This is a genomic window from Limnohabitans sp. (assembly GCF_044361645.1).
In the GTDB taxonomy this organism is placed as follows: Bacteria; Pseudomonadota; Gammaproteobacteria; order Burkholderiales; family Burkholderiaceae_C; genus Limnohabitans_A.
Genome location: NZ_JBIKIL010000072.1, coordinates 1 through 19,847, shown reverse-complemented (window position 1 = coordinate 19,847; position 19,847 = coordinate 1). Strand labels below are relative to the sequence as shown.

Annotated in this window: 25 protein-coding genes, 1 tRNA gene, 1 pseudogene and 1 riboswitch; of the genes and pseudogenes, 8 read left to right on the top strand and 19 right to left on the bottom strand. The window is 59.7% G+C overall.

Annotated elements, in window-relative coordinates:
• On the bottom strand, positions 1–343 hold a 343-nt coding region (locus ACIQ39_RS12195; protein ID WP_396434873.1), incomplete at its 3' end, for a hypothetical protein.
• A gap of 4 nt (positions 344–347) precedes the next feature.
• The gene (locus tag ACIQ39_RS12190; protein WP_396434872.1) at positions 348–1,472 is read right to left on the bottom strand and encodes a hypothetical protein; all 1,125 of its coding nucleotides are present in this window, start codon (positions 1,470–1,472) and stop codon (positions 348–350) included.
• Positions 1,473–1,544: 72 nt separating this feature from the next.
• Between ACIQ39_RS12190 and flgA the strand changes: the two genes are divergently transcribed.
• From flgA to ACIQ39_RS12175, 3 genes are all read left to right on the top strand, one after another.
• Positions 1,545–2,360, top strand: a complete 816-nt coding sequence (gene flgA, locus ACIQ39_RS12185; RefSeq protein WP_396434871.1) for a flagellar basal body P-ring formation chaperone FlgA — start codon at positions 1,545–1,547, stop codon at positions 2,358–2,360.
• A gap of 124 nt (positions 2,361–2,484) precedes the next feature.
• On the top strand, positions 2,485–2,787 hold the full coding sequence (gene flgM, locus ACIQ39_RS12180) for a flagellar biosynthesis anti-sigma factor FlgM (RefSeq protein WP_396434870.1): 303 nt from the start codon (positions 2,485–2,487) through the stop codon (positions 2,785–2,787).
• Between the two features lie 7 nt (positions 2,788–2,794).
• A complete protein-coding gene (locus ACIQ39_RS12175; protein ID WP_396434869.1) occupies positions 2,795–3,232 on the top strand; it encodes a flagellar protein FlgN in 438 nt (145 codons plus the stop codon).
• A 58-nt stretch (positions 3,233–3,290) separates the two neighbouring features.
• Here ACIQ39_RS12175 and ACIQ39_RS12170 read toward each other — a convergent pair whose 3' ends face one another.
• The 4 genes from ACIQ39_RS12170 to ACIQ39_RS12155 all read right to left on the bottom strand — a co-directional run bounded on the left by ACIQ39_RS12170 (position 3,291) and on the right by ACIQ39_RS12155 (position 5,986).
• Positions 3,291–3,656: an ATPase with chaperone activity gene (locus tag ACIQ39_RS12170; RefSeq protein ID WP_396434868.1), complete on the bottom strand. Its 366-nt coding sequence runs from the start codon at positions 3,654–3,656 to the stop codon at positions 3,291–3,293.
• Positions 3,657–3,764: 108 nt separating this feature from the next.
• The gene (locus tag ACIQ39_RS12165; RefSeq protein WP_396434867.1) at positions 3,765–4,145 is read right to left on the bottom strand and encodes a hypothetical protein; all 381 of its coding nucleotides are present in this window, start codon (positions 4,143–4,145) and stop codon (positions 3,765–3,767) included.
• A gap of 174 nt (positions 4,146–4,319) precedes the next feature.
• Complete coding sequence (locus ACIQ39_RS12160; protein WP_396434866.1) at positions 4,320–5,210, bottom strand: DMT family transporter; 891 nt, start codon at positions 5,208–5,210, stop codon at positions 4,320–4,322.
• Positions 5,207–5,986, bottom strand: a complete 780-nt coding sequence (locus ACIQ39_RS12155) for an SDR family oxidoreductase (protein ID WP_396434865.1) — start codon at positions 5,984–5,986, stop codon at positions 5,207–5,209. Before ACIQ39_RS12155 ends, ACIQ39_RS12160 begins: the two co-directional genes overlap by 4 nt.
• 523 nt (positions 5,987–6,509) lie before the next feature.
• Between ACIQ39_RS12155 and ACIQ39_RS12150 the strand changes: the two genes are divergently transcribed.
• Positions 6,510–6,950 carry a helix-turn-helix domain-containing protein gene (locus ACIQ39_RS12150; protein ID WP_396434864.1) on the top strand — a complete coding sequence of 147 codons (441 nt, stop codon included), beginning with the start codon at positions 6,510–6,512 and terminating at the stop codon, positions 6,948–6,950.
• A 150-nt stretch (positions 6,951–7,100) separates the two neighbouring features.
• Here ACIQ39_RS12150 and ACIQ39_RS12145 read toward each other — a convergent pair.
• The 4 genes from ACIQ39_RS12145 to ACIQ39_RS12130 form a co-directional block, all read right to left on the bottom strand.
• A tRNA-Asn gene (locus ACIQ39_RS12145) sits at positions 7,101–7,176 on the bottom strand.
• Between the two features lie 78 nt (positions 7,177–7,254).
• Positions 7,255–9,471, bottom strand: a complete 2,217-nt coding sequence (locus tag ACIQ39_RS12140; RefSeq protein WP_396434863.1) for a TonB-dependent siderophore receptor — start codon at positions 9,469–9,471, stop codon at positions 7,255–7,257.
• A gap of 75 nt (positions 9,472–9,546) precedes the next feature.
• Positions 9,547–9,649, bottom strand: a riboswitch (TPP riboswitch).
• Between the two features lie 195 nt (positions 9,650–9,844).
• Positions 9,845–10,225: an Hpt domain-containing protein gene (locus tag ACIQ39_RS12135; protein ID WP_396434862.1), complete on the bottom strand. Its 381-nt coding sequence runs from the start codon at positions 10,223–10,225 to the stop codon at positions 9,845–9,847.
• Between the two features lie 63 nt (positions 10,226–10,288).
• Positions 10,289–11,167, bottom strand: coding sequence for an NUDIX hydrolase (locus ACIQ39_RS12130; protein ID WP_396434861.1), 879 nt, complete (start codon positions 11,165–11,167; stop codon positions 10,289–10,291).
• Between the two features lie 155 nt (positions 11,168–11,322).
• On the opposite strand from ACIQ39_RS12130, the gene ACIQ39_RS12125 reads away from it, so the two are divergent.
• Complete coding sequence (locus ACIQ39_RS12125; protein WP_396434860.1) at positions 11,323–12,237, top strand: SDR family NAD(P)-dependent oxidoreductase; 915 nt, start codon at positions 11,323–11,325, stop codon at positions 12,235–12,237.
• Positions 12,238–12,381: 144 nt separating this feature from the next.
• Positions 12,382–12,543 carry a putative quorum-sensing-regulated virulence factor gene (locus ACIQ39_RS12120; protein ID WP_396434859.1) on the top strand — a complete coding sequence of 54 codons (162 nt, stop codon included), beginning with the start codon at positions 12,382–12,384 and terminating at the stop codon, positions 12,541–12,543.
• Here the strand turns inward: ACIQ39_RS12120 and serB are convergent.
• The 3 genes and pseudogenes from serB to ACIQ39_RS12105 form a co-directional block, all read right to left on the bottom strand.
• A complete protein-coding gene (gene serB / locus ACIQ39_RS12115; protein ID WP_396434858.1) occupies positions 12,533–13,273 on the bottom strand; it encodes a phosphoserine phosphatase SerB in 741 nt (246 codons plus the stop codon). The genes ACIQ39_RS12120 and serB overlap by 11 nt on opposite strands.
• An 80-nt stretch (positions 13,274–13,353) precedes the next feature.
• The gene (locus tag ACIQ39_RS12110; protein WP_396434857.1) at positions 13,354–14,484 is read right to left on the bottom strand and encodes an ATP-binding protein; all 1,131 of its coding nucleotides are present in this window, start codon (positions 14,482–14,484) and stop codon (positions 13,354–13,356) included.
• 91 nt (positions 14,485–14,575) lie between these two features.
• Positions 14,576–14,836 (bottom strand): annotated as a pseudogene (locus ACIQ39_RS12105) (hypothetical protein); the annotation flags it as partial.
• Between the two features lie 92 nt (positions 14,837–14,928).
• On the opposite strand from ACIQ39_RS12105, the gene ACIQ39_RS12100 reads away from it, so the two are divergent.
• On the top strand, positions 14,929–15,177 hold the full coding sequence (locus ACIQ39_RS12100) for an AbrB/MazE/SpoVT family DNA-binding domain-containing protein (RefSeq protein ID WP_396434856.1): 249 nt from the start codon (positions 14,929–14,931) through the stop codon (positions 15,175–15,177).
• Between the two features lie 19 nt (positions 15,178–15,196).
• Positions 15,197–15,613 (top strand): type II toxin-antitoxin system VapC family toxin, encoded by a 417-nt coding sequence (locus ACIQ39_RS12095; RefSeq protein ID WP_396434855.1) that lies wholly within the window; start codon positions 15,197–15,199, stop codon positions 15,611–15,613.
• Between the two features lie 246 nt (positions 15,614–15,859).
• Here the strand turns inward: ACIQ39_RS12095 and ACIQ39_RS12090 are convergent, their stop codons facing one another.
• From ACIQ39_RS12090 to ACIQ39_RS12065, 6 genes are all read right to left on the bottom strand, one after another.
• Complete coding sequence (locus ACIQ39_RS12090; protein ID WP_396434854.1) at positions 15,860–16,183, bottom strand: rhodanese-like domain-containing protein; 324 nt, start codon at positions 16,181–16,183, stop codon at positions 15,860–15,862.
• Between the two features lie 18 nt (positions 16,184–16,201).
• On the bottom strand, positions 16,202–17,554 hold the full coding sequence (gene chrA, locus ACIQ39_RS12085) for a chromate efflux transporter (protein WP_396434853.1): 1,353 nt from the start codon (positions 17,552–17,554) through the stop codon (positions 16,202–16,204).
• A complete protein-coding gene (locus ACIQ39_RS12080; RefSeq protein WP_396434852.1) occupies positions 17,551–18,489 on the bottom strand; it encodes a chromate resistance protein ChrB domain-containing protein in 939 nt (312 codons plus the stop codon). The genes chrA and ACIQ39_RS12080 overlap by 4 nt, the downstream gene beginning before the upstream one ends.
• Positions 18,490–18,709: 220 nt before the next feature.
• On the bottom strand, positions 18,710–19,009 hold the full coding sequence (locus ACIQ39_RS12075; protein WP_396434851.1) for a type II toxin-antitoxin system RelE/ParE family toxin: 300 nt from the start codon (positions 19,007–19,009) through the stop codon (positions 18,710–18,712).
• Entirely contained in the window at positions 19,006–19,230 is a 225-nt protein-coding gene (locus tag ACIQ39_RS12070; RefSeq protein ID WP_396434850.1) for an addiction module protein, read from the bottom strand. The genes ACIQ39_RS12075 and ACIQ39_RS12070 overlap by 4 nt, the downstream gene beginning before the upstream one ends.
• A gap of 64 nt (positions 19,231–19,294) precedes the next feature.
• On the bottom strand, positions 19,295–19,847 hold a 553-nt coding region (locus ACIQ39_RS12065; RefSeq protein WP_396434849.1), incomplete at its 5' end, for a TRCF domain-containing protein.

Here is a 19,847-nt window from a genome sequence, read left to right as displayed (position 1 = left end):
CATGGCGAGCGCAGCGTTGCCATCCATCTCTTGTCACCTTGGGCGGAAAGCGCACAAATGCATGGATCGCTTCGTGCCTCGCGATGACGGTTCTGGCGATGACGGTTCTGGTGATGGCGGTTCTGGTGGTGACTGTCACTGCGATGGCATCACCCAGTCCCCCGTCATGGCGAGCGCAGCGTGGCCATCCATCTCTTGTCAACTTGGGCGGAAAGCGCACAAATGCATGGATCGCTTCGTGCCTCGCGATGACGGTTTTGGCGGTGATGGTTTTGGCTTTGACGGTTCTGCTGGTGATGGTTCTGGTGGTGACGGTTCTGGTGGTGACGGTTCTGGCGAACACATATTCAGCGCTGCGCAGTGGGCACGGCTTGGGCCACATCGCCGTACAAGCGTGTCATGGGGTTTTTGTTGACTTGCCCTTGCAGTGCTGCGTTGGCCGTTGCAGCGCTGGTCGGCAGCAGGGCGTTGGTCAGTCGGTACAAGCCATCCAAAATCGAGTTGCGGGTGATGGGGCCGCGCGTGTCTTGGCCCACGTGCAGGTAGCGCGCTTGGGGGCCGGCGATGTCCAAGGGGACGTTGGGGCGGGTTTCTTTTTTGGCTGCTGGGGTGAGCACCGTCAGGTACAAATCGTCCAGCCCTAGCGGCGGGCCTTTGACGCGCAAACCCGCTTGTGAAAAATAGCGGTCCACCAAATCGAGTTGCTGCAGCAAACCCATGCCCAAAATGGCGCGGGGATTGTCTTTGAGGCCGACCGAGGCGGCCCCACGGTTTTCGCCGTCACAAAACTGGATGATGCCGTGGCAACGGCCATTGCTGGCTTGCGGGTTCATGCCACCGCTCTCCATCAGGGTCAAGCGGGCAAAGTCGTCGGGTTGAAAGTTGTAACGGTCGGCCAAGGCCATGACTTTGGCGCGCACCGCTGGCAGCTGCGCGGCGGGCACAAAGCCCTTGGCCACCGCGCGCTCCAAGGTGCGCTCAAGCACCGGGTGTGCGCCTTTGGCTCCCGGGCTGGTGGGCCAAGCGCTGGGCCGCGTGGCCAAGGCGTGGGCCGTCGATGGGGGGGCGAGCAGGCCTGTCACCCACTGGGCTTGGCCGGGGGGCAGCGCCAAAGAGCCCGCTGGCTCGGCGCGGCTCAAGGCGGACATTTGCAAGGGCGCAAAGTCGATCTTTTGACCCGGCAAGATCAAATCCGGGTTGTCAATTTGGTTGTGCGCCGCCACCTGGTGGGCCAGTCGCAGGGCTTGGTTTTCGGTCAGTGCTTGCTGCTGCTGCCGGTAGTGCGACTTGACCAAGCCGATCAAGGTGTCGCCCTCTTGCGCTTGAACCACCGTTTGACCGGGGGCCATGTTGGCCAGCACCTGACCAAACCCCGCCGGTTGTCCCGTTGCGGGCGTGCTGGCGCTGCCCGCTGTAGGGGCCAAACGGTTCAGCGGGGCAAGGCTGGACAGTGGGGTCAACAAGTTGCTCATGTCAAAGGCGTTGGTGTAGGGGTGGTCGGGTTATGAAGGCCTGGTCTCGTTTTTGCTTGGTAGTTGAAAATCATGAACACTGTCAAAACTTCCACACCGATGAAACCCACCATGCAAATGCTGTGCCGACTTTTGGATCACCTCTGGGTTCGGGGGCTGTGCTTGGCTGCGGCCTTTGGCTTGGGTACGGGCTTGGCCATGAGCGCCACAGCCAACGCCCCGGTCTCGGGAGCCCAGGCGCTGCAGCAGGCGGTGACCGAGTGGGTGGCGCAAACCCAATCGGTGGACCCGGGCGTGGTGGACATCGCCCCCCTGGATTCGCGCTTGCAAATCAAAAGCTGCCAGCAAGCCCTGAGCATGGATTTGCCTTTTGCCAGCAAGCAGACCGTTCGGGTGCGTTGCGCCCAGCCGGTTTGGCAGTTGTTTGTGCGGGTGTCGGTGGCAGGCCAAGCCCCGGCAGAGCCTGTGCAGGTGGCAGACAAACCCGCTGAGCCAGCGCCACAGCCGCGCCAGGTGCTGGTTGCCGCCGTGCCCTTGCAGCGCGGCATGCAACTGTCGGCCAAGCACGTTCGGCTGGCACAGCTCGACACGCCGGGCCTGCCCGTGAATGTGTTGGAGCATGTTGCGCAGGTCATGTATGCCGAGGTGGTGCGCGATGTGCGGCCCGAAACCCCCTTGCGCAGCCAAGACATTCGGCCCACTGTGTTGGTCAAAAGAGGCCAAATGGTGCTGCTGTCGGTAGGACAGAGCACGGGTTTTCAAATCTCGGCACGGGTCGAGGCCATGCAAGACGGCCGTTATGGCGAGCAAATCACGCTCAAAAACCGCGAATCGGGCCGATTGCTCAGCGGCATGGTCAAAGGCCCCAATCAGGTTCAAGGGCTTTGACAGGTATAAATGTGAAAATCATTGAAAAAACAGCCGATCACGCTCAAGTTCTAGAATCTGCTGTCGATTCTGAATTCGAGCGAGGTCTCCGCTCATTCACCCGAGACCAGAAAAGAGAAACCTCATGACTGATCCCATCTCCAGTTTCCGCCGGGTTACCCAAATGGACTCGTCCAATCGCCAAGTGACGGCGAAGGCGCAGGAGCGCTCGTCCGAGGCGGCTGCTGAAAGCCCGCTCAAGCCCGCAGCGCTGCAGTCTGACGAAGTCAAACTCAGCGACATCGCGCAACAAGCCATGCAAGAGCCGCAATTCGATCGCGCCAAGGTCGAGGCCATCAAGTTGGCCATCCAACAAGGGCAGTACCCCATGGATTCGCGCCGCATTGCCGAAAACTTCATGGCCATCGAAAAAATGATCCAAGACTGATTGCCCCGTGAACCCCAGCACGCCAGCCCCTGCCGCCCCCGCGCCCAGCGGAACCCTAGCCGCTGCAATGGCCGCAGCGCCGCAAGATGCAGCGCGTTTGGGCGAGTTGTTGGCCTTGGAGTTCGAGTGCTTAAAAAAACGCGACATGTCGGGTTTTGAAGCCCTGCAGGCCGAAAGAACCCCGCTCTTGGCGCGTTTGGCATGGGTGGCCCAATGGGCGGCAGAGCAAAACCCGCCCCCCGCGTTTTGGCAAGAGCTGCTGCCCCTTTTGCAGCAGTGCAAGCAAGACCATTTGCGCAACATCCAATTGCTGCAGCGCCAACTGCAAGCCGTCAAAGGCGCGCTGCAAGCTTTGCAAGGTGAGTCGGCCGCCACGGTCGATTTGTATGACCGGCTGGGCCAAGTCTCGCGCCGCCACGGCATCACGCAGTACATGGACGCCTGACCCCAGGGCGCGCAGCCGGCCTTGACCGCAAGCCCCAAGCCTTGCCACCCTTTCTGTGTCAGGGCAAAGCTTCGCGAGGGTTTGACGGGGCTGGCAGCGGCTGGGTGGGCCAGTCCACCGACCAGTCCATGGGCCAATTGAGCAACTCGGCCAAGCGGCAAACCACCCAGTGTGCTTCGGCGGGGCTGAGCACCGTCGGTTCGGCCAACAAGCCCAGTGCGCACTGCTGCAGCACCAAATCTTCGCTGATGCCCAAGGTGAATTGCATGTTGGCGGCTTTTTCGGTCAACAAGTTGGCCAAGTCTTCGCACAATTCATAGCGCGCAGCCATGTCGCGCTGGCCCAAAGTGGGTTTGATCTTGCCCTTGGGTACAAACAGCGCGATGAAAGAGGGCGGAATGTGGATCTGGAATTCTTCGGTCATGGTGCGGTGTGCAATCAGCTTGGCATTAACGCACACCCGGCCGCAGGCGCCTTGCCAGTCCACGGGCGGCGTGCGGCACAAGCCGCAGACCGCTTGGCCGAGGGGCGTTCATGGCAAGCCAAATTGCGCGCGAAAGGCCTGCACAAACCCGGCTGTGCCGCTCAGGGTGAGGCTCAGCGACAGGCTTTGCAGCGCTGTGGGTGCTGGCCACAGCGTCAGCTGCCCGGTGCTGGGCACAAACCGGGGCTGGCTGACTTGGGGTGCCAAGCCTGGGGTGATCAGCGTGACTTGCAAATCGAAGTCCCAGTCAGCGCCATGCTCGAGTGGCCCGGGGCCATGGCTGTCAAAGCCGTGCGCCCACTGCAAAACCTGCGTCGCCTCGTGCAGCAAAGCTGTGTTGTAAGCGGGTGCAGGCTGGGCCAGTGCGTCCCAGCACACCACGCCCTCGGCGTCTTCGGTGCAGTCAAAGTCAAGCAATTGCAAATTCATCGGTGGGCTCCAAGAGGGTGCTCCGATTGTCGCTTCCCGGCGGGGCAGGGGGCAGCACTGAAGACGCGTGGTTTGTCGGCCAACATGGCCAGTGTCTGGGGCGCGTCCAAGCGCTGCTCGCCGCGCAGCTGGGCCTGGGGCTTTGCCGCTCAGAGGGGCACAAGGCCTTGCCGCTCAGGAGGCGACCGGGGGGCGAAATTCGCGCCACAGCAAATACAGGCCGCTGGCCACCACCACCAAAGCGCCCAGCACCACGGCCAAGTCGGGCACTTGGCCAAACACCAACCAGCCCAACAAGCTCATGTAGATGATTTGTTGGTACAAAAATGGCCCCAACACCGATGCCGAGGCATAGCGGTGGGCCACGGCCACAAAGTAGTGGCCAATGCCACCGCACAAACCGGCCAAGGCCATCACAAACCATTCCAGCAAGGTGGCCGGGGTTTGCCATTGCCACATTGCAAAAGGCGTGAGCACCAAGGTGGCCACCACCGCTGAAGTCAGTTGCGTGGTGGCAGGGTGTTCGCTGCTGGCCAGGTAACGCGTCATCATGTTGAAGAGGGCGTACAAAATGGCATTGAGCGCCGTCAACAAAATGGCCGGGTGAAAACCTTGACTGCCAGGGCGAATGATGATGAGCACGCCGACAAAGCCCACCGCAATCGCCAGCCAGCGCTTGGTATCCAGGCGCTCGCCCAGCCACCAAGCCGACAGCAAGGCGATCAAAATCGGCACAGAAAATTGCATCGCACCGGTTTCGGCCAATTGCAAATACTGCAAAGCCCAAAAATTGAGCGCCGTCATGGACGCCAGCATCAAGCCGCGCAACAGCTGCAAGCCGGGGTGCCGCCAACGCAGCAAATCGCCCCTGACCGAGGGTGCAAACACCGCAATAGAAAAGAGCGAATGCGTCAAAAACCGCATCCACACCACTTGCATCACGGGCAGGCTCAACACCAGCCACTTGGCCGAAGCGTCCAAGGCGGAAAACATCAAGGTGGTGATGGTGACCAGTGCAATGCCGATGCGCCGGTTGCGGGCGTTGTCGCTGAAAAGTTGACTCATCGAGACGGAGTCAGCGGCGCAGGGGTTTCGAGACCACCGGTGTAAAACCGGTTGAAAGTGGGCGAGATGACCAACTCATTGATGCAGGTGCGTGGCGGCATTTGCGCCACAAACAAAATGGCCTGGCCCATGTCTTGCGCCTGCACCATGCGCTCGCGCTGTTCGGCCGACGGGGGCACGGGGCGTTTGTCCAAGATCGGTGTCGCCACCTCGCCGGGCAACAGCGATGTGGCGCGAATGCCGTGTGTGCACTCCTCCATGTTGATCGATTCGGTCAGGGCCAGCACCGCCCGCTTGGTCGCGTTGTAGGCCGGACCCGTCAGCTTGGACGCGTACAGCCCCGCCCAGGAAGACACGTTGATGATCAAGCCGCCTTGCTGCTGGCGCATGGCGGGCAGCACCGCATGCACGCAATAAAACAAGCCCGACAAGTTGATGGCCACCACATCGTCCCAGGCCTCTGGGGTGACCACGTTGAAGTTGCGCTGCGTGGCGTTGGTGCCAGCACTGGTCACCAAGATGTCGATGCGACCATGCTGTTGCAGGATTTGCTGCGCCGTCGCCTTGACCGCTTGTTTGTCGGCCACATCCAGCAACAGGGCCTGGGCACTGCCCAGGCCCTGCAAGGTGCTCAAAGCGTTGGCGTTGGTGGCCGCGTTGCGCCCCGAAATGACCACATGGGCCCCGGCCTCGGCCAGGGCCGCCGCGCCCGCCAAACCGATGCCGCTGCCCCCTCCGGTGATCCAAGCGATTTGGCCTTTGAGGGTATGGGTCATGAAAAAGTCCTGTGAAAAGTAGCACCAGCGCTGGCGCAGCCAATGCGCCAACCGCTGGATGATGCCTGAAGATGGTGTGATGAATGCGCAGTCGGTGTAGGGTTCATTGTCATTTGTTTTGGCTCACCCCGGGCTTGATTTTTTTGTGATCCCGGTCGCCTTGCTTTGTCAGACTGCATGCGTTTTTTGTCACCCCGCACACGATCTGGGAGCCAGTGCTGGCCGCCATCACTGGCCAAGACAAGAGCGCCACCCGGATCACGGGTCTTCGCCCAGGATGACAAAAAATTGGCACAACCCCGATCAGATTGGGGCAGCAAAAAAACAAAATCGTTCCTGCACCCAAGCGCTCACCAAGATGTTTCGAATTTAAGCAGTCACGCGCTTGCTGTCTGCTGCTAAGGTGACATGGTGCCCGCACCGTCCAAACGCCTGAACCACGCATTGGGCGCCCGCGCAAAGCCAGCGGCAGGCACGCTGCAAGTTTGCGTATGATTCCACCTAGATCAATAACGGAGCCACCATGAGTACTTTTGTCATCCAACTCAAAACAGAAATCGCACGCATTGTGAAAAAAGAATCGCGTGCGCAAACTGCAGCGATCAAAAAATCCAACGCCACCTACCGCGCCGAAATCGCCGAGCTCAAGCGACGCATTGCCAGCCTTGAATTGGCAGAGAAACGGGCAGGCAAGACCAGCCCTCAGCCCAAGGCCGCCGCCAAAGCGCTTGCGCCAGCAAGTCAGGGCCTGCGTTTCAGAGCCGATGGCTTTGCCTCTTTGCGTAAAAAATTGGGTTTGACAGGCTTGCAGATGGCCCAATTGCTGGGCGTTTCAAACCAGTCGGTGTACCACTGGGAGACGGGCAAATCCAGACCCCGCGCAGCGCAACTGCAAACCATTGCCGCTGTACGCAAGCTGGGCAAAAAAGAGGTGGCAGCCCGGATGGCGCAGCCCTCGTCTTGAGGCAGCGCTCGTCTTGAACCTTGGCCTGAGGGCAACCCAGGCCACACATCACCCGGCCTGGTGCAAGCCACGGCCTCATGTGACCCAGCCAATGGCCTGAAAAAAAGCCCTGACGCTTGTGGCCTCAGGGCTTTTTTAATCACCAAAATATGGCTCCTCGACCTGGGCTCGAACCAGGGACCTACGGATTAACAGTCCGGCGCTCTACCGACTGAGCTATCGAGGAACAGCCTCGGATTATAGAGAGGAAATGTGTTGGTTTTGAGAGGGAAAGAAGAATTTTTGAAAAACCAAATCGGGTCTTTCAAAAGCTGGCCTTCACAGCCAAACGCAGGGTCCGGGGCGCACCGGGGTACAGGTAATAGTGCCCATACTGTTTGGGCGACTCGCGCCAGTAGCGTCGATCGGCCAGGTTGTCGATGGCCAGCGTCCACTGGGTGCGCTTGCCCTGAATGCGGGTGTCGTAATGCGTGGCCAGATCGAGCGTGGTCCAAGCGGGCAGTTGGATGACGCCATCCTCGGTGACGCGGCGGGTGCCTTCGTGGTTCAAGCGCAAGCTGCTGCGCAGGCCGGGGATGTCGGTGAAGCGGTATTGCGCCATGGCGCGCAAGCTCATGCGCGGCACGTTCAGGGCGCGTTGGCCGTTCACGCTGGGGTCAATCTCGGCCGCTTGGCGCTTGGCATCTGTCCAGGTGGTGGCGAGGTCCCAGTGCCACTGGGCTTGGCTCAGGCTCGCCGACAGTTCCAGTCCACGGTGGCGTGCTTGGCCGTCAATTTTGCGGGTGCAAGTGTTGGCATCTTCACAAGCACCTTGGTCGCCCGCCACAGGACGGGTGATCTCAAAAAAGTTGGCTTGCCAACGTGCGTGTGCCCAATGGCCTTTGACACCGACTTCAAACTGCTCGCTGCGCAGCGCTGGCAGGGCTTGTCCAGCGTTGGTGTAGCGGTTGCGGTTGGGGGCGATGTCGGTCTCGATGCCTTCGCCATAGCTGCCGTACACGAGGTAAGCGGGTGTGATCTGCTGTGTCAGGGCCAGCCAAGGGGTGTTAAAGCGGCGCTTGTCCTGCACATCGCGGCTGCCATCGGTGCGCTCGCTGGCACGATTCAGGTGCGTGCGACGCAGGCCCAACCAGACAGCAGTTTGGGCACTCAGTTCGATGCGGTTGCGCAGCGCGATTTCGGTGGTGTATTCGCTGCGCTGGGTGTTCAGGTCACCGGGAACAGGCTGGGCCTCGGGGCTATTTGAGGTGCCGTCGATGTTGCCCGTGCCGGCCCAGTTGTAGGCCTGCATGGCCGAAGGGCGGTCCAGCATGCGGCTGCGCATCACGCTCACACCCAAGTGGTGGCGTAGCCCAGCCAGTTGCATTTGGCCACTGAGCTCGGTTTGCAGCGCATCGCTGCTGCGGCGTTCCTTGTCGCTGCGGTAGTCGTACAGGTCAAAATTGCCATCGCTGCAAAAGCGGTCGTAGGTGTCGGCCGCACTGCAGCCAAAGGCATAGCTGAGCCGGTCATCTGTTTTCAGGCGCTGGCCCCCGTATTGCGTGGTCCACAGCCAACCGCCCTCTAAGTTGTGTTTGAAGCGAAGGGTGCCGGTGGTGCCTGCAAACACACTGGGCACCGACCACGCCTGGCGCGTGATGTTGCGCTTGCCATCCACGGGTGCTGGCAGGCTGTCGCCCAGCAAGCTGTAGGCGTTCACGCCCATTTGCTGGCGCTCGCTGCGTTCGATTTCCCACTCCAGACGGCTGTCGGGCGTGAGACGCCAGTCCATGGCCAAGGCGAACAGCTGACGCCAGCCCTCAGAGTCGCGGATGTAGGGGTCCAGGTTTTCATACGCGGCATTGAAACGGTAGCCCAGCGCCTGGTACTGGCCAAAGCGGCCGCCCAAGTCCAGGGCGATGCTGCTGTTTTTGCCCGGGCCTGTGCTGACGCTGACGTCGCGGATGACGGTGTTTTGCGCGGAAGGTGGGCGCTTGACCACGTAATTGACCAAGCCCCCCGGGGCGCTGGTGCCCGCCTGAATACCGCTGGTGCCTTTGAACAACTCGATGCGCTCTTTGTTGTCCATGCCAATCATGGTTTCGGCCGAGATCGGCAGGCCCTCGCGGCGGTAGTTGTAGCGGTTGTCCAAGGTGTAGCCGCGCACGCTCAGGCTGTCCCAGTAGGCGGGCGAGTTGTAGCTGTCGGCCACGCTGGCGTCCAGCCGCAGCGCGTCAGATACGCGTTGCGCACCGATGTCTTGCAGGGTTTGACGGTCAATGGTGACGGCGCTGAAAGGCGCTTTGCTCAAAGGCACATCACCAAAACCGCTGACCTGAGAGGGCGCGGTGTCGGTGATGGTGATTTCGCTCAAACTCTGGGATGGGGCCAAAGCCTGAACCTGAGCCAAAACCTGGGCCTGAGCCTGACCACAGCTTATGGCCAACAAGGCCACGGCGCTGGCGATGCGGTGGGGGCGAACGGTTAAACGCGCCTGTGAAAGGCCCGAGGGCCGCTTGAAAAATGGCGAAAAAAATGCCATGACGTTTTTCCTTCAACGTTATGGCAGGTCGGCTGGCTGGGAACATGCTGCGCCCAAGCGGGGCGCTGTGGACACGGTTCTTTTGACAAGCTTCCCTGCGCGAGGATTACCTCAATCAGGTTCAAAGGGACTTTCTCAGTCGAAGGCTTTGCCGCCCCCAACACCCCTAGCGAATGCGCCGCAGGATTGCGGTGCAAGGCGCATTCTATAGATTTGGCCCATGGGTGGTGTCTTGCCCGGCCAGACCCGTGGTGTGCCTTGCCAAGCTGGGCTCCTCATCCTGCACTCCAAGCGAGGTCAACTGGCCTTTCGCACCCATGACAAAGGGCCCACAGGGGCCCTTGTTGACAGATCACCGACAAGCGGCGTGGTTTCAGGCGTTTTGGTTTGAAACCGGTGGGTGCAAGATCAGGTGCGCCACCACTTCTAAACGCAGCGCTTCGAGTTGGGGGGCCAATTCTTTGTAGGCCAGGCGCAGGTCTTGGGCCTCGGAATGTTTGCTCAAGCTTTCCACCAAAACCACCTTTTCCACCAAACTGTCGACACAAAAAACGGGCGTGAACCCCTTGAGTTGGTGCAAGATGCGGTTGGCCGAGTACACGTCTTCTTGGTCCAAAAAGGCTTGCAGGCGGGGCAAATCGTCGCTCAGGGTTTGTTGCAGTGTTTTGAGCAAGGACAGCACGCCATTGGCGTCGCCAATGAACTCCATGGCCCGCTCGATGGACAAATAAATGGGTTGAGGTGCAGTGCTCATGGGTCGATGTTACAAGTGAATACAAAAATCACGTAAGGAAATGCAACGTGAAACAGACACATTCTAGTCAAGCAAAGCGGCTAAGCCCAGCTCGGGCTCAAAACGTTTGTTTTTGAACACCAATCGGGTGGGGCCTGGAAAGGCCGCCTGCCGAACCGAATGGCGAGGATCGCCCGGATAGCAGATCGTGCGGACGCCGTCTTGGTCGAAGGGCTCGGGCTCGACCACGGGGGGGCGGCGGTTTTGGGCCTCGGCTAAAACGCTCTGGGCATGGGGGTGGCGGCTCAGGTGCACCAAGCTCATGATTTGCGGCGGGGCCAGCTCGATCTCGCGGTCCCAATACCGCAGCAAGGCTTCGCGCGGATGAATCCACAGGGTTTCGGTGGCCTCGTGGTTGTCGTGTTCGGCCAACTGGTCATCGGGCACTTGGGTGACAAAAAACCGGGTGTCAAAGCGCTTGTGGGTCACCGACGCCTGGCGCGGCGTGATCCAGCGGCACCAAGGCAGCAGCGGCTCGGTGTGCAAATTCAAAGCCTGGCTTTGGAAGGCTTGGTGCCAGTTTTGGCCGCTGCGCAGGGCCTGCAGCAGCGCCTGGGCCTGCGCTTGCGCGTGCGGTGCGCAACCCAGCAGAACGCGGCATTCTTCATAAGCTTCGCGCATGGCGGCCACAAACAAACCCGAAGCGCGCTCGCTGGGAATGTCGGGTTCGTGCAGCCTTTGGTGCAGGGTGCTGTTGTCTTGGCTCAGGCGTTGTTGCCAGGCTGGGTGTTGGTCTTCAGGGTCGAGTTTGCCGCCCGGAAACACGTACACGCCCCCCAGCACATTGGAGGCTTGGTGCCTGCGCATCAGCAGCACCTGCAAACCGCTGAGCCCATCGCGCAGCATGACGACGGTGGCCGCATCCAGTGGCAGGGTGTTGAGGGTCTCGGTGTGCAGTTCCATGAGGATGTCAATCGTGTAACAGCCAGCGCCCAAGGGCTGGTTTAAAGTTCGGCCGCGACGCTCGCGTGGGCATGCGGGTCAGATTAGCAGAAGCTTTTGGCTTGGCGTGTCGCCTGTTTTGACCGCCCAGCCCCTCAATGTCACAAGGAAAATTCATGCGCATCGATTTCACAGGCCGCGTGGCCATCGTCACCGGCGCGGGCGGCGGTTTGGGCAAACAGCACGCGCTGGCGCTGGCCGCACGCGGGGCCAAAGTGCTGGTCAACGATTTAGGCGGCGACGTGCGCGGTGAGGGTGGCTCGGTGTCGGCAGCGCAAGCCGTGGTCGATGAAATCCGCGCGGCCGGTGGCGAGGCCCTGGCCAACGGCGCATCGGTCACCGACTTAGAGGCCGTCAAAGCCATGGTCCAGCAAGCGGTGGACGCTTGGGGCCGGGTGGACATTTTGGTCAACAACGCGGGCATCTTGCGCGACAAGAGCTTTGCCAAGATGGACTTGGCCGATTTCAAGCTGGTGATGGACGTGCACGTCATGGGCGCGGTGCACTGCACCAAGGCGGTGTGGCCGCACATGCAGGCACAAAACTACGGGCGCATCGTCATGACCACCTCGTCCAGCGGCCTGTATGGCAATTTTGGCCAGGCCAATTACGGCGCGGCCAAGATGGCGCTGGCCGGCTTGATGCAAACCCTGTCCATTGAGGGCGAGAAACACCACATTCGGGTCAACTGCCTGGCCCCCACCGCCGCCACCCGCATGACCGAAGGCCTGATGCCCGAGGCGGTGCTGCAAGCCCTGGAGCCCAGCGCCGTGGTGCCCGCCATGCTGGTCATGGCCAGCGAGGACGCGCCCAACCGCACCATCATTTGCGCAGGTGCGGGCAGCTTTGAGGTGGCGCACATCACCTTGACCCAAGGGGTTCACCTGGGCACCGGCCCTGACACCGCCGAGCGCCTGTTGGCGGTCATGGCGCAAGTGGCGGACCGTCAAGGCGATGCGGTGCCGCGCTCAGGCTCTGAGCAGGGCACGTTGGAAGTGGGCAAGGCGATGGCCGCGCATCGGATGGTCTGATCCTGTGGGCATTGGGTGATGGTTTCACGGCCCGAGGCGTTTTGTGCCCGAGTGCAGACTTGGTTCTGGGGCAGGGCCCGCGCCGGCAAGGCATGAAGCTGCGCCCATGAAACCCGACGACCTCATGGATCGGCAAACACCCCCATGCCTTTTGGCCAACACAAGGGCATGCTGATCGCCGACTTGCCCGGCAATGGCCTGAACGGGTTTGCCCGGGAGGGTTTCCCCAAAGGCGAGCTTGGTGAGTGGCTGCGCTTGATGCTAGAGATTGGTCACAAGGGCCTGAGCGATTGGCTCAAGGCCTGACAACTTCCAGCAAGCGGTCTAGGCCACCCGAGTGGATGGCCACCATGGCCTGCTCGCGCACCTTGGGTTTGGCGTGGTAGGCCACCGACAAACCGGCAGCGCCCATCATCGGCAAGTCGTTGGCGCCGTCGCCCATGGCGATGCACTCGTGCGCTTCGATGCCCAGCAGCGAAGCGACTTCCAAAAGGGTGCGGCGTTTTTCTGCGCCGTCGCAAATGTCGCCCCAGCTTTGCATGACCAAGCCGCCCGTGAGTTCACCGTTCGCGATTTCAAGTTGATTCGAGCGCGCCATGTCGATGTTCAGACGCGCTTTCACGCGGTCGGCAAAGAAGCTGAAACCGCCCGACACCAGCAGCACCTTCATGCCGACTTTTTGGCAAGCGGCGATCAACTTGGCCGCGCCGGGGTTGATCTTCAAGCGCTCGGTGTAGACGCGCTCCATGTCCGCCAGCGTCGCGCCTTTGAGCAGGGCCAGGCGGCGACGCAGGCTGTCTTTGAAGTCGGTGATCTCGCCGCGCATGGCGGCCTCGGTGATGGCGGCCACCTCGGCCTTGCGGCCCACGGCGTCGGCGATCTCGTCAATGCACTCGATGCCAATCAGCGTGGAGTCCATGTCAAACGCGATCAGCTTGAACTGGGACAAAAGCAGGGGGGCGGTGAAGCCTTGGATGGCAAGGCCGGGGGCAAACTCGGTGGGGGTGGAGTTGGAAGATGAGGTGGCGGTGGTCATGGCCAAGATTATCGCGGCTGGGGCATTCATTCCCAAGCCTCACCTACGCGCTGGACAGTGCAGCCATCGAGACTCGATCTTCAAGCCACCAACCCTTTCAAATACTCATCCGCCCGCATCACCTGTATCTCGCCCAGCGCATGGCTGTGTGGCAAGTGACGCACCAGCTGTACTGCTTGGGCTTGGGGCTGTTCGCGGGCAAACCGCAGCAGGGCGCGGTGGGGTTTGGGGTCTGACAGTTTGCATTCCACCAATTGGGTGAGCTGGCCTTGGAGGCTCAGTGCAAAGTCCACCTCGGCCCCGTCTTTGGTGCGGATGTAGTGCAGCCCGGTTTCTTGACCTTGCACGTCGTGCTGCCACTGCACATGTTTGTGCAATGCGGTGGCCACCAGGTTTTCAAAACGCAGCCCGTCATCGCCCACCACCAGACCGGTGTCGTAAAAGTAGACCTTGGGCGTTTGCAGCACGGCGCGTGCAATGTTGTCGTGAAAAGGGCGTACCACAAAGACGATGTAAAGCGCCTCCAGAATGTCGAGGTATTTCTTCAGCGTGACGGGCGAGACGGCCAGGTCGCGCCCAATGCTGGCCAGCGACAGGTGCGAGCCCACGCGCGAGCGCAGCAGCTCTGCAAACAGGCGAATGGCGTTGACCTCTTGGATGCGCGAAAACTCCAGCACGTCGTTGCGCACCAGGCCGTCAAAGTATTGCCTGCGCCAGCGTTCTGCCTGTTCGTTGTCGGTGGCCAGGCAGGGCTCTGGAAAGCCGCCGCGCTCCAGCAAATGCGTCAGCGCCGCATCGGGTTCGGCCCCGGTTTCTTCGCACCATTCGCGCACCGAGACAGGGTGCAGCCGCAAGCCAAAAAAACGCCCAGCCAAGGATTCACCGCTTTGCCGAAAGGTGTCCATGCGGGCGCTGCCGGTCACCAGCAGTTGTTGGGTGGCGAGTTTGCCGTCGACTACGCCTTTGAGCCAGGCTTTCCAGTCGGGCATTTTGTGAATTTCATCCAGTACCAGCAACGGTGCCAACGGGTTCCAGCGTTGGTGCAGGATGATGGCCCGGTCGGCAGGCACATCGTAGTTGAGGTATTGCCCGCCTTGCTGGGCGATGAGCTGGCGGCTGAGCGTGGTTTTTCCGACCTGGCGCGGGCCGGTCAGGAACACCATTTTTTGGGCCAAGTCGGCCTTCACACGGTCATCGAGGTAGCGTTTCATTCGGTCATTTTACGACCAAACGAAATGACATTATTAAAAAGTCGCGACTAAACCATAAAGTTGTGTGGTTTAGTCGATTCAGGGTGATTGACTATGCCATCGATGCTTCTGTCTTGGATGTCCCCCAACTCCGCAGCACATCCCGCACCATCTGCGCCCGCGCTTTGGGGTCGGGCAGTTCGCGTTCGATGCGGATTTTGTCGTTGCCCGCCAGCTTGATGTGTTTGTTTTTCTGGATCAGCCCGATGATGGCCATGGGGTCTATGGGCGGGTTGGGCTTGAAGGTGATCTGGATCACGCCCGGGGCGGCGTCGACCTTGACCACGCCATAGGGCTGGGTCAGCACGCCCAGGTGGCGGTTGCAGTTGTCAGTCAATTTGTAAAAGACAGCGGTCCAAAATGTATTACCCAGTTAGAATTTGGTAAGAATTTTCAGGAGGCTTCATGAGCACCACCCTCACCGTCAAAGGCCAGGTCACCATCCCCAAGCCCATCCGCGATGCCATGGGTTTGACCCCCGGCACCTCGATCGACTTTGCCGTGAACCGCAGCGGCGAAGTGGTGCTGCACAAAGCCGACAGCGGACCAACCAACGCCAAAGCACGCCCCCAGCCCGACCGCTTTGAAGCCGCCCGAGGCAAGTCCGATGTGCCCTGGAAAACGCAAGACCTGATGGCCTTGCTGCGCGGCTGAGCCCAAGATTCAACGCGACATGCTGGTCGACACCAACGTCCTGGTGGACGTGCTCGAAAACGATCCCACATGGGCCGACTGGTCCATTGCGCAACTGCGCGCCCAAGCGCAAATTCACCGCCTGGTCATCAACCCCGTGATCTACGCCGAACTGTCGCTGACCTTCAGCACGGTGGAAGCGCTGGATGCCACGCTGGCCGATTTGCAAATCCCGGTGATCGAGACCCCAAAGCCTGCGCTTTTTTTGGCGGGCAAAGCCTTTGTGCAATACCGCAGCGAAACGCTTGGGTGTGGCGGCACCAAATCCAATGTGCTGGCCGACTTTTTCATTGGGGCACATGCGGCTGTAGCGGGCTTGCCTGTGCTCACGCGGGATGTGCGGCGCTATGCGAGCTACTTTCCAACGGTGCGTTTGATTGCGCCAGGAACCAACTGAACCATGACCACCAAGAACAAACAAAGTTTGCTGGACAGCCTCGATCAGATGAGTGCCACAGAACTCCGGCGCGTGTTGGCCGAACACTTGTCTTAGCAAAAGCTGGGGTTGTACTGGGAGCGTCAATCGATTGACTGAAGTGGCCCCCAAATTTGGAACAGGTGTTCAAGTGGTGCACCATCAAAAGTAACCAGTTACCAAAAACCGAATCAAAAAAGATTCAGTTTTCGGTTGGCGTCAACAGTTCTAGATTGCAGTCACTGGCAGACCTGCCTTTCGCCATTCAGCGAATCCTCCTTCCAGATACTTGGCATCTTGACCCATGGCGCACAAGGCTGCGGTCATGCCTTGGCCGATCTCGTGTCCATGCGCACAAATAAATACCACTGGCCCAGACATGGCGGCCACTTCGTCTTTCCAGTTCAGCCACAGTGCGGGGTCGCGCCAGACGGCGTTTTCAACCGTCATGCCATCGGCTTGACGTGCGCCCTGTCTGCGGACGTCAATGAGCACAGGCTGACTGGGTTCCTTCAAGTCATTGGACAGGGCATCAACTGAAATCGCTGGCATGGTGTTCTCCAACACGGGTTAAAAAAATTTGACGAGTAAACCAAGCACCGCACTGGCGGCGATGACATGGATCACGTTGCGCTTGAAGCGAAACAGGGCAACAGCAGCACCCAGTGCAAGCAATGCGGACACCACATCAAAATCTCCAGCAAACCCTGTGGGCCAGAAGACGTGGTAACCAAAGAACAGTGCCAGATTCAGAATCACGCCCACCACGGCTGCGGTGATGGCGGTCAATGGCGCAGTGAACTTGAGGTCGCCATGGGTGCTTTCCACCAAAGGACCACCCGCCAAAATAAATAAAAACGAGGGCAAAAACGTGAACCATGTGACCAGGGTGGCCGCGACGGCCCCGGCCAAAAACAGGGCATCAGGGCCAAAAACCTCTTTGACGTAGCCTCCAACGAAGGCCACAAAAGCCACGACCATGATGAGTGGTCCCGGTGTGGTTTCACCTAAAGCAAGACCGTCGATCATTTGGGTGGGTGTGAGCCACCCGTAATGGCTCACCGCGCCCTGGTAAACATAGGGCAACACGGCGTACGCTCCACCAAAGGTCAGCAGCGCTGCTTTGGTGAAGAACCAACTCATCTGTGTCAGTGGGTGGTCCCAGCCGTAGTTCGTGGTCAGCAAAGCCATGGGTACGGTCCAGAGTAAGGCACCCACCAGAACAATTTTCCCTAAGCGAACCCAGCTGAATTGGGCATGCTCTGGTGTAGGGGTTTGGTCGTCGATGATGGCCGGACCGAAAGATTTTTTGTCATTACCGTGACCGCCGCCAACTTTGAACTTGTCTGGGGCAATCCGTCCGCCCACATAGCCCATCAATGCCGCTGCAAGGACGATGGCTGGAAACGGCATGTTGGCGGCAAAGATGGCCACGAAAGATGCGGCTGAAATCGCCCACAACCAATTGTTCTTGAGTGCGCGAGACCCAATGCGGTGCGCCGCTTGGACCACGATGGCAGTCACCGCTGGCTTGATGCCGTAAAACAAGCCAGCCACCACGGGCAAATCACCAAACGCGATATAGACCCAGGACAGCACAATCAGAAGCACCAGCGACGGCAACACAAACAACACACCAGCCACGATGCCGCCCCAAGTGCGGTGCATCAGCCAGCCAATGTAAATGGCCAACTGCTGTGCCTCGGGGCCGGGAAGCAGCATGCAATAGTTCAATGCATGAAGAAAACGACGCTCAGAAATCCATCGCCGGTTTTCCACCAGCTCCTGGTGCATGATTGAAATTTGACCTGCAGGGCCGCCAAAGCTGATGAAGCCCAGCTTGAGCCAAAACAAAAAGGCGTTCCGAAAGCTCACGGCTTGCGCAGGTGCAGCCTCTTGATTCACGTTTTGATTTGTGGTCATTGGGCTGCCCTGTTGAAGCTGATCAACAGCCCATCGAATACCTTGGCGGCGGCTTCGAGCAACTGGTCATCGTCTTGAATACTTTCGCGCAGGCCATACAAAACGCTCTCGATACCGGCTGCCTCGGGCGGTTGGATACCGCCCACGTCCAGGTAATGGACGAGCAGGCCAAGCTGAGCGATGGCGGTTTGCTCTTGAAGATCAAAGCTTGCAGCCAGAACCTCAAAGGTGACGCGGCTACCCATATGGCTGAAGGTCGCGCCATCAAAGTCAAACCCGAGCGCATCTGGTGGGCAATCTGCTGGATCAGCCAGCCACAGAATGTGCGCCTGAGGATCAATACACCGCAGGATCAACCATGCACTGGCCAAGCGATCAACCCATGGCCGCGCCCGAGTGGCCCACAGTCGGCCTTGGTAGTCCGCTGCGTTCATTCGCTCAATACGTCCCTCCCGAACACGGGGCTCGTCTGGCGACACGATGTACGAACAGGCCAACTCCAACTCACGCAGAGAAGCATCCGCTTGATGTTGTGCTTCCGCTGGAAAGAAATCGGTCGCAACGATATTTGCAAACGATTTACGCAGCTTACGCGTCTGCCGCATCACGTCCTGAACAGTGTCGGTCGTCAACCGCTGTTGGGCTGCTTGAATCTCTGACACAAGCGCGGCGAATTCATGGCTTCGATCAAAAAGACCTGCGAAGTGGTCTCCTTCGGGCTCTTCAACACACAGGACGTGGGCACTGCCACCGCCTTCGCGTACTTCAGCAGCCAAACCGTTGAAAGTAGCTCGGCAGCTTTCGCGTTCCGGCATGAGGTAAACGCCGTCCCTCAGCACAGCAGCACCCGAAGCTTTGAGTGCGCGCCAAGCACGTTGGCGCAAAGTCGCGTTTTCGGTCGGCAGTGTGGTGATGAGCGTTAGCCATTTATTCATGAATGTTATTCTACATAATTGTAGATAAACATTCAAATATATTTTCTCCGGCCCGAGGCAAGTCACAAACTAGGCCTCTGCGTCAAGCCGCCACCTCCACCTTCGGCGTCCCCAAACTCCGCAGCACATCCCGCACCATCTGCGCCCTGGCCTTGGGTCGGGCAGTTCGCGTTCGATGCGGATTTTCTCGCTGCCCCCCAGCGGTAGCGACGTGCCAAATTCAATCGCCTACACGATCGGTCCAATAAACGGGTCGCCTGCGGTGATGAGAAATGGCCAGAACCAAAACTTGTTCGGAGTGGACCATGTAGATCACATGAAAAGGAAAGCGCCGCATTCCTGTTTTGCGTAGTGCGGTTGCATCGATGGCCGGAAAGGTTTGCGGATTGCTGCAAATCCGCAGCATGGTTGATTCAAATTCAGCCAAATAGTCAGCGCCCAAGCCTGGCAGCTGGGTTTCGTAAAAAGCGACCTGGTCGAGGTGCTCGGTCAGGGCCGCACGGTGAAAGCAATAGATCACCGCAACAGAGCGCGGGCAGCAGCGCTGGCCTCTTCTTCCGACACGCTGGTAATTTGCCCCTGTGTGATCTGCAGTGCACGGCGTTGGGCTTCTGCGTACCAGGCTTTTTCGATGTCAGCCGTGCTCTGGTCTTCCAGCGATATCAACAATTTGTGTGCCAAAGCCGCCCGCTCGTGCACGGGTAGATGCAGTGCTGAATGCTCAATTGTTTGCATAGTCATAGGGATTCCTTTGTATTGGCTGCATTTTGAACTTTCAAGACAGATTGCGCCAGTATTTGTGACATCAGGCCACCACCACCTCCGCCTTCGGCGTGCCCAAACTCCGCAGCACATCCCGCACCATCTGGGCCCGCGCTTTGGGGTCGGGCAGTTCGCGTTCGATGCGGATTTTGTCGTTGCCGGCCAGCTTGATGTGTTTGTTCTTCTGGATCAGGCCGATGATGGCCATGGGGTCTATGGGTGGGTTGGGCTTGAAGGTGATCTGGATCACGCCCGGGGCGGCGTCAACTTTGACCACGCCATAGGGCTGGGTCAGCACGCGCAGGCGGTGCACGTCGACCAGGGTTTGCGCTTGTGGGGGCAGTTTGCCAAAGCGGTCCACCAGCTCTTCGAGCAGGGCGTCGATCTGGTCGCTGGTTTTGGCGGTGGCCAGTTTTTTGTAAAAGCTCAGACGCAAATGCACGTCGCCGCAGTAGTCGTTGGGCAAAAGCGCGGGGGCGTGCAGGTTGATGTCGGTGGTGATCGACAGGGGGCTGAGCAAGTCGGGTTCTTTGCCCAATTTCAAGCAGCGCACAGCTTCGGACAGCATTTCGTTGTAGAGCTGAAAACCCACTTCG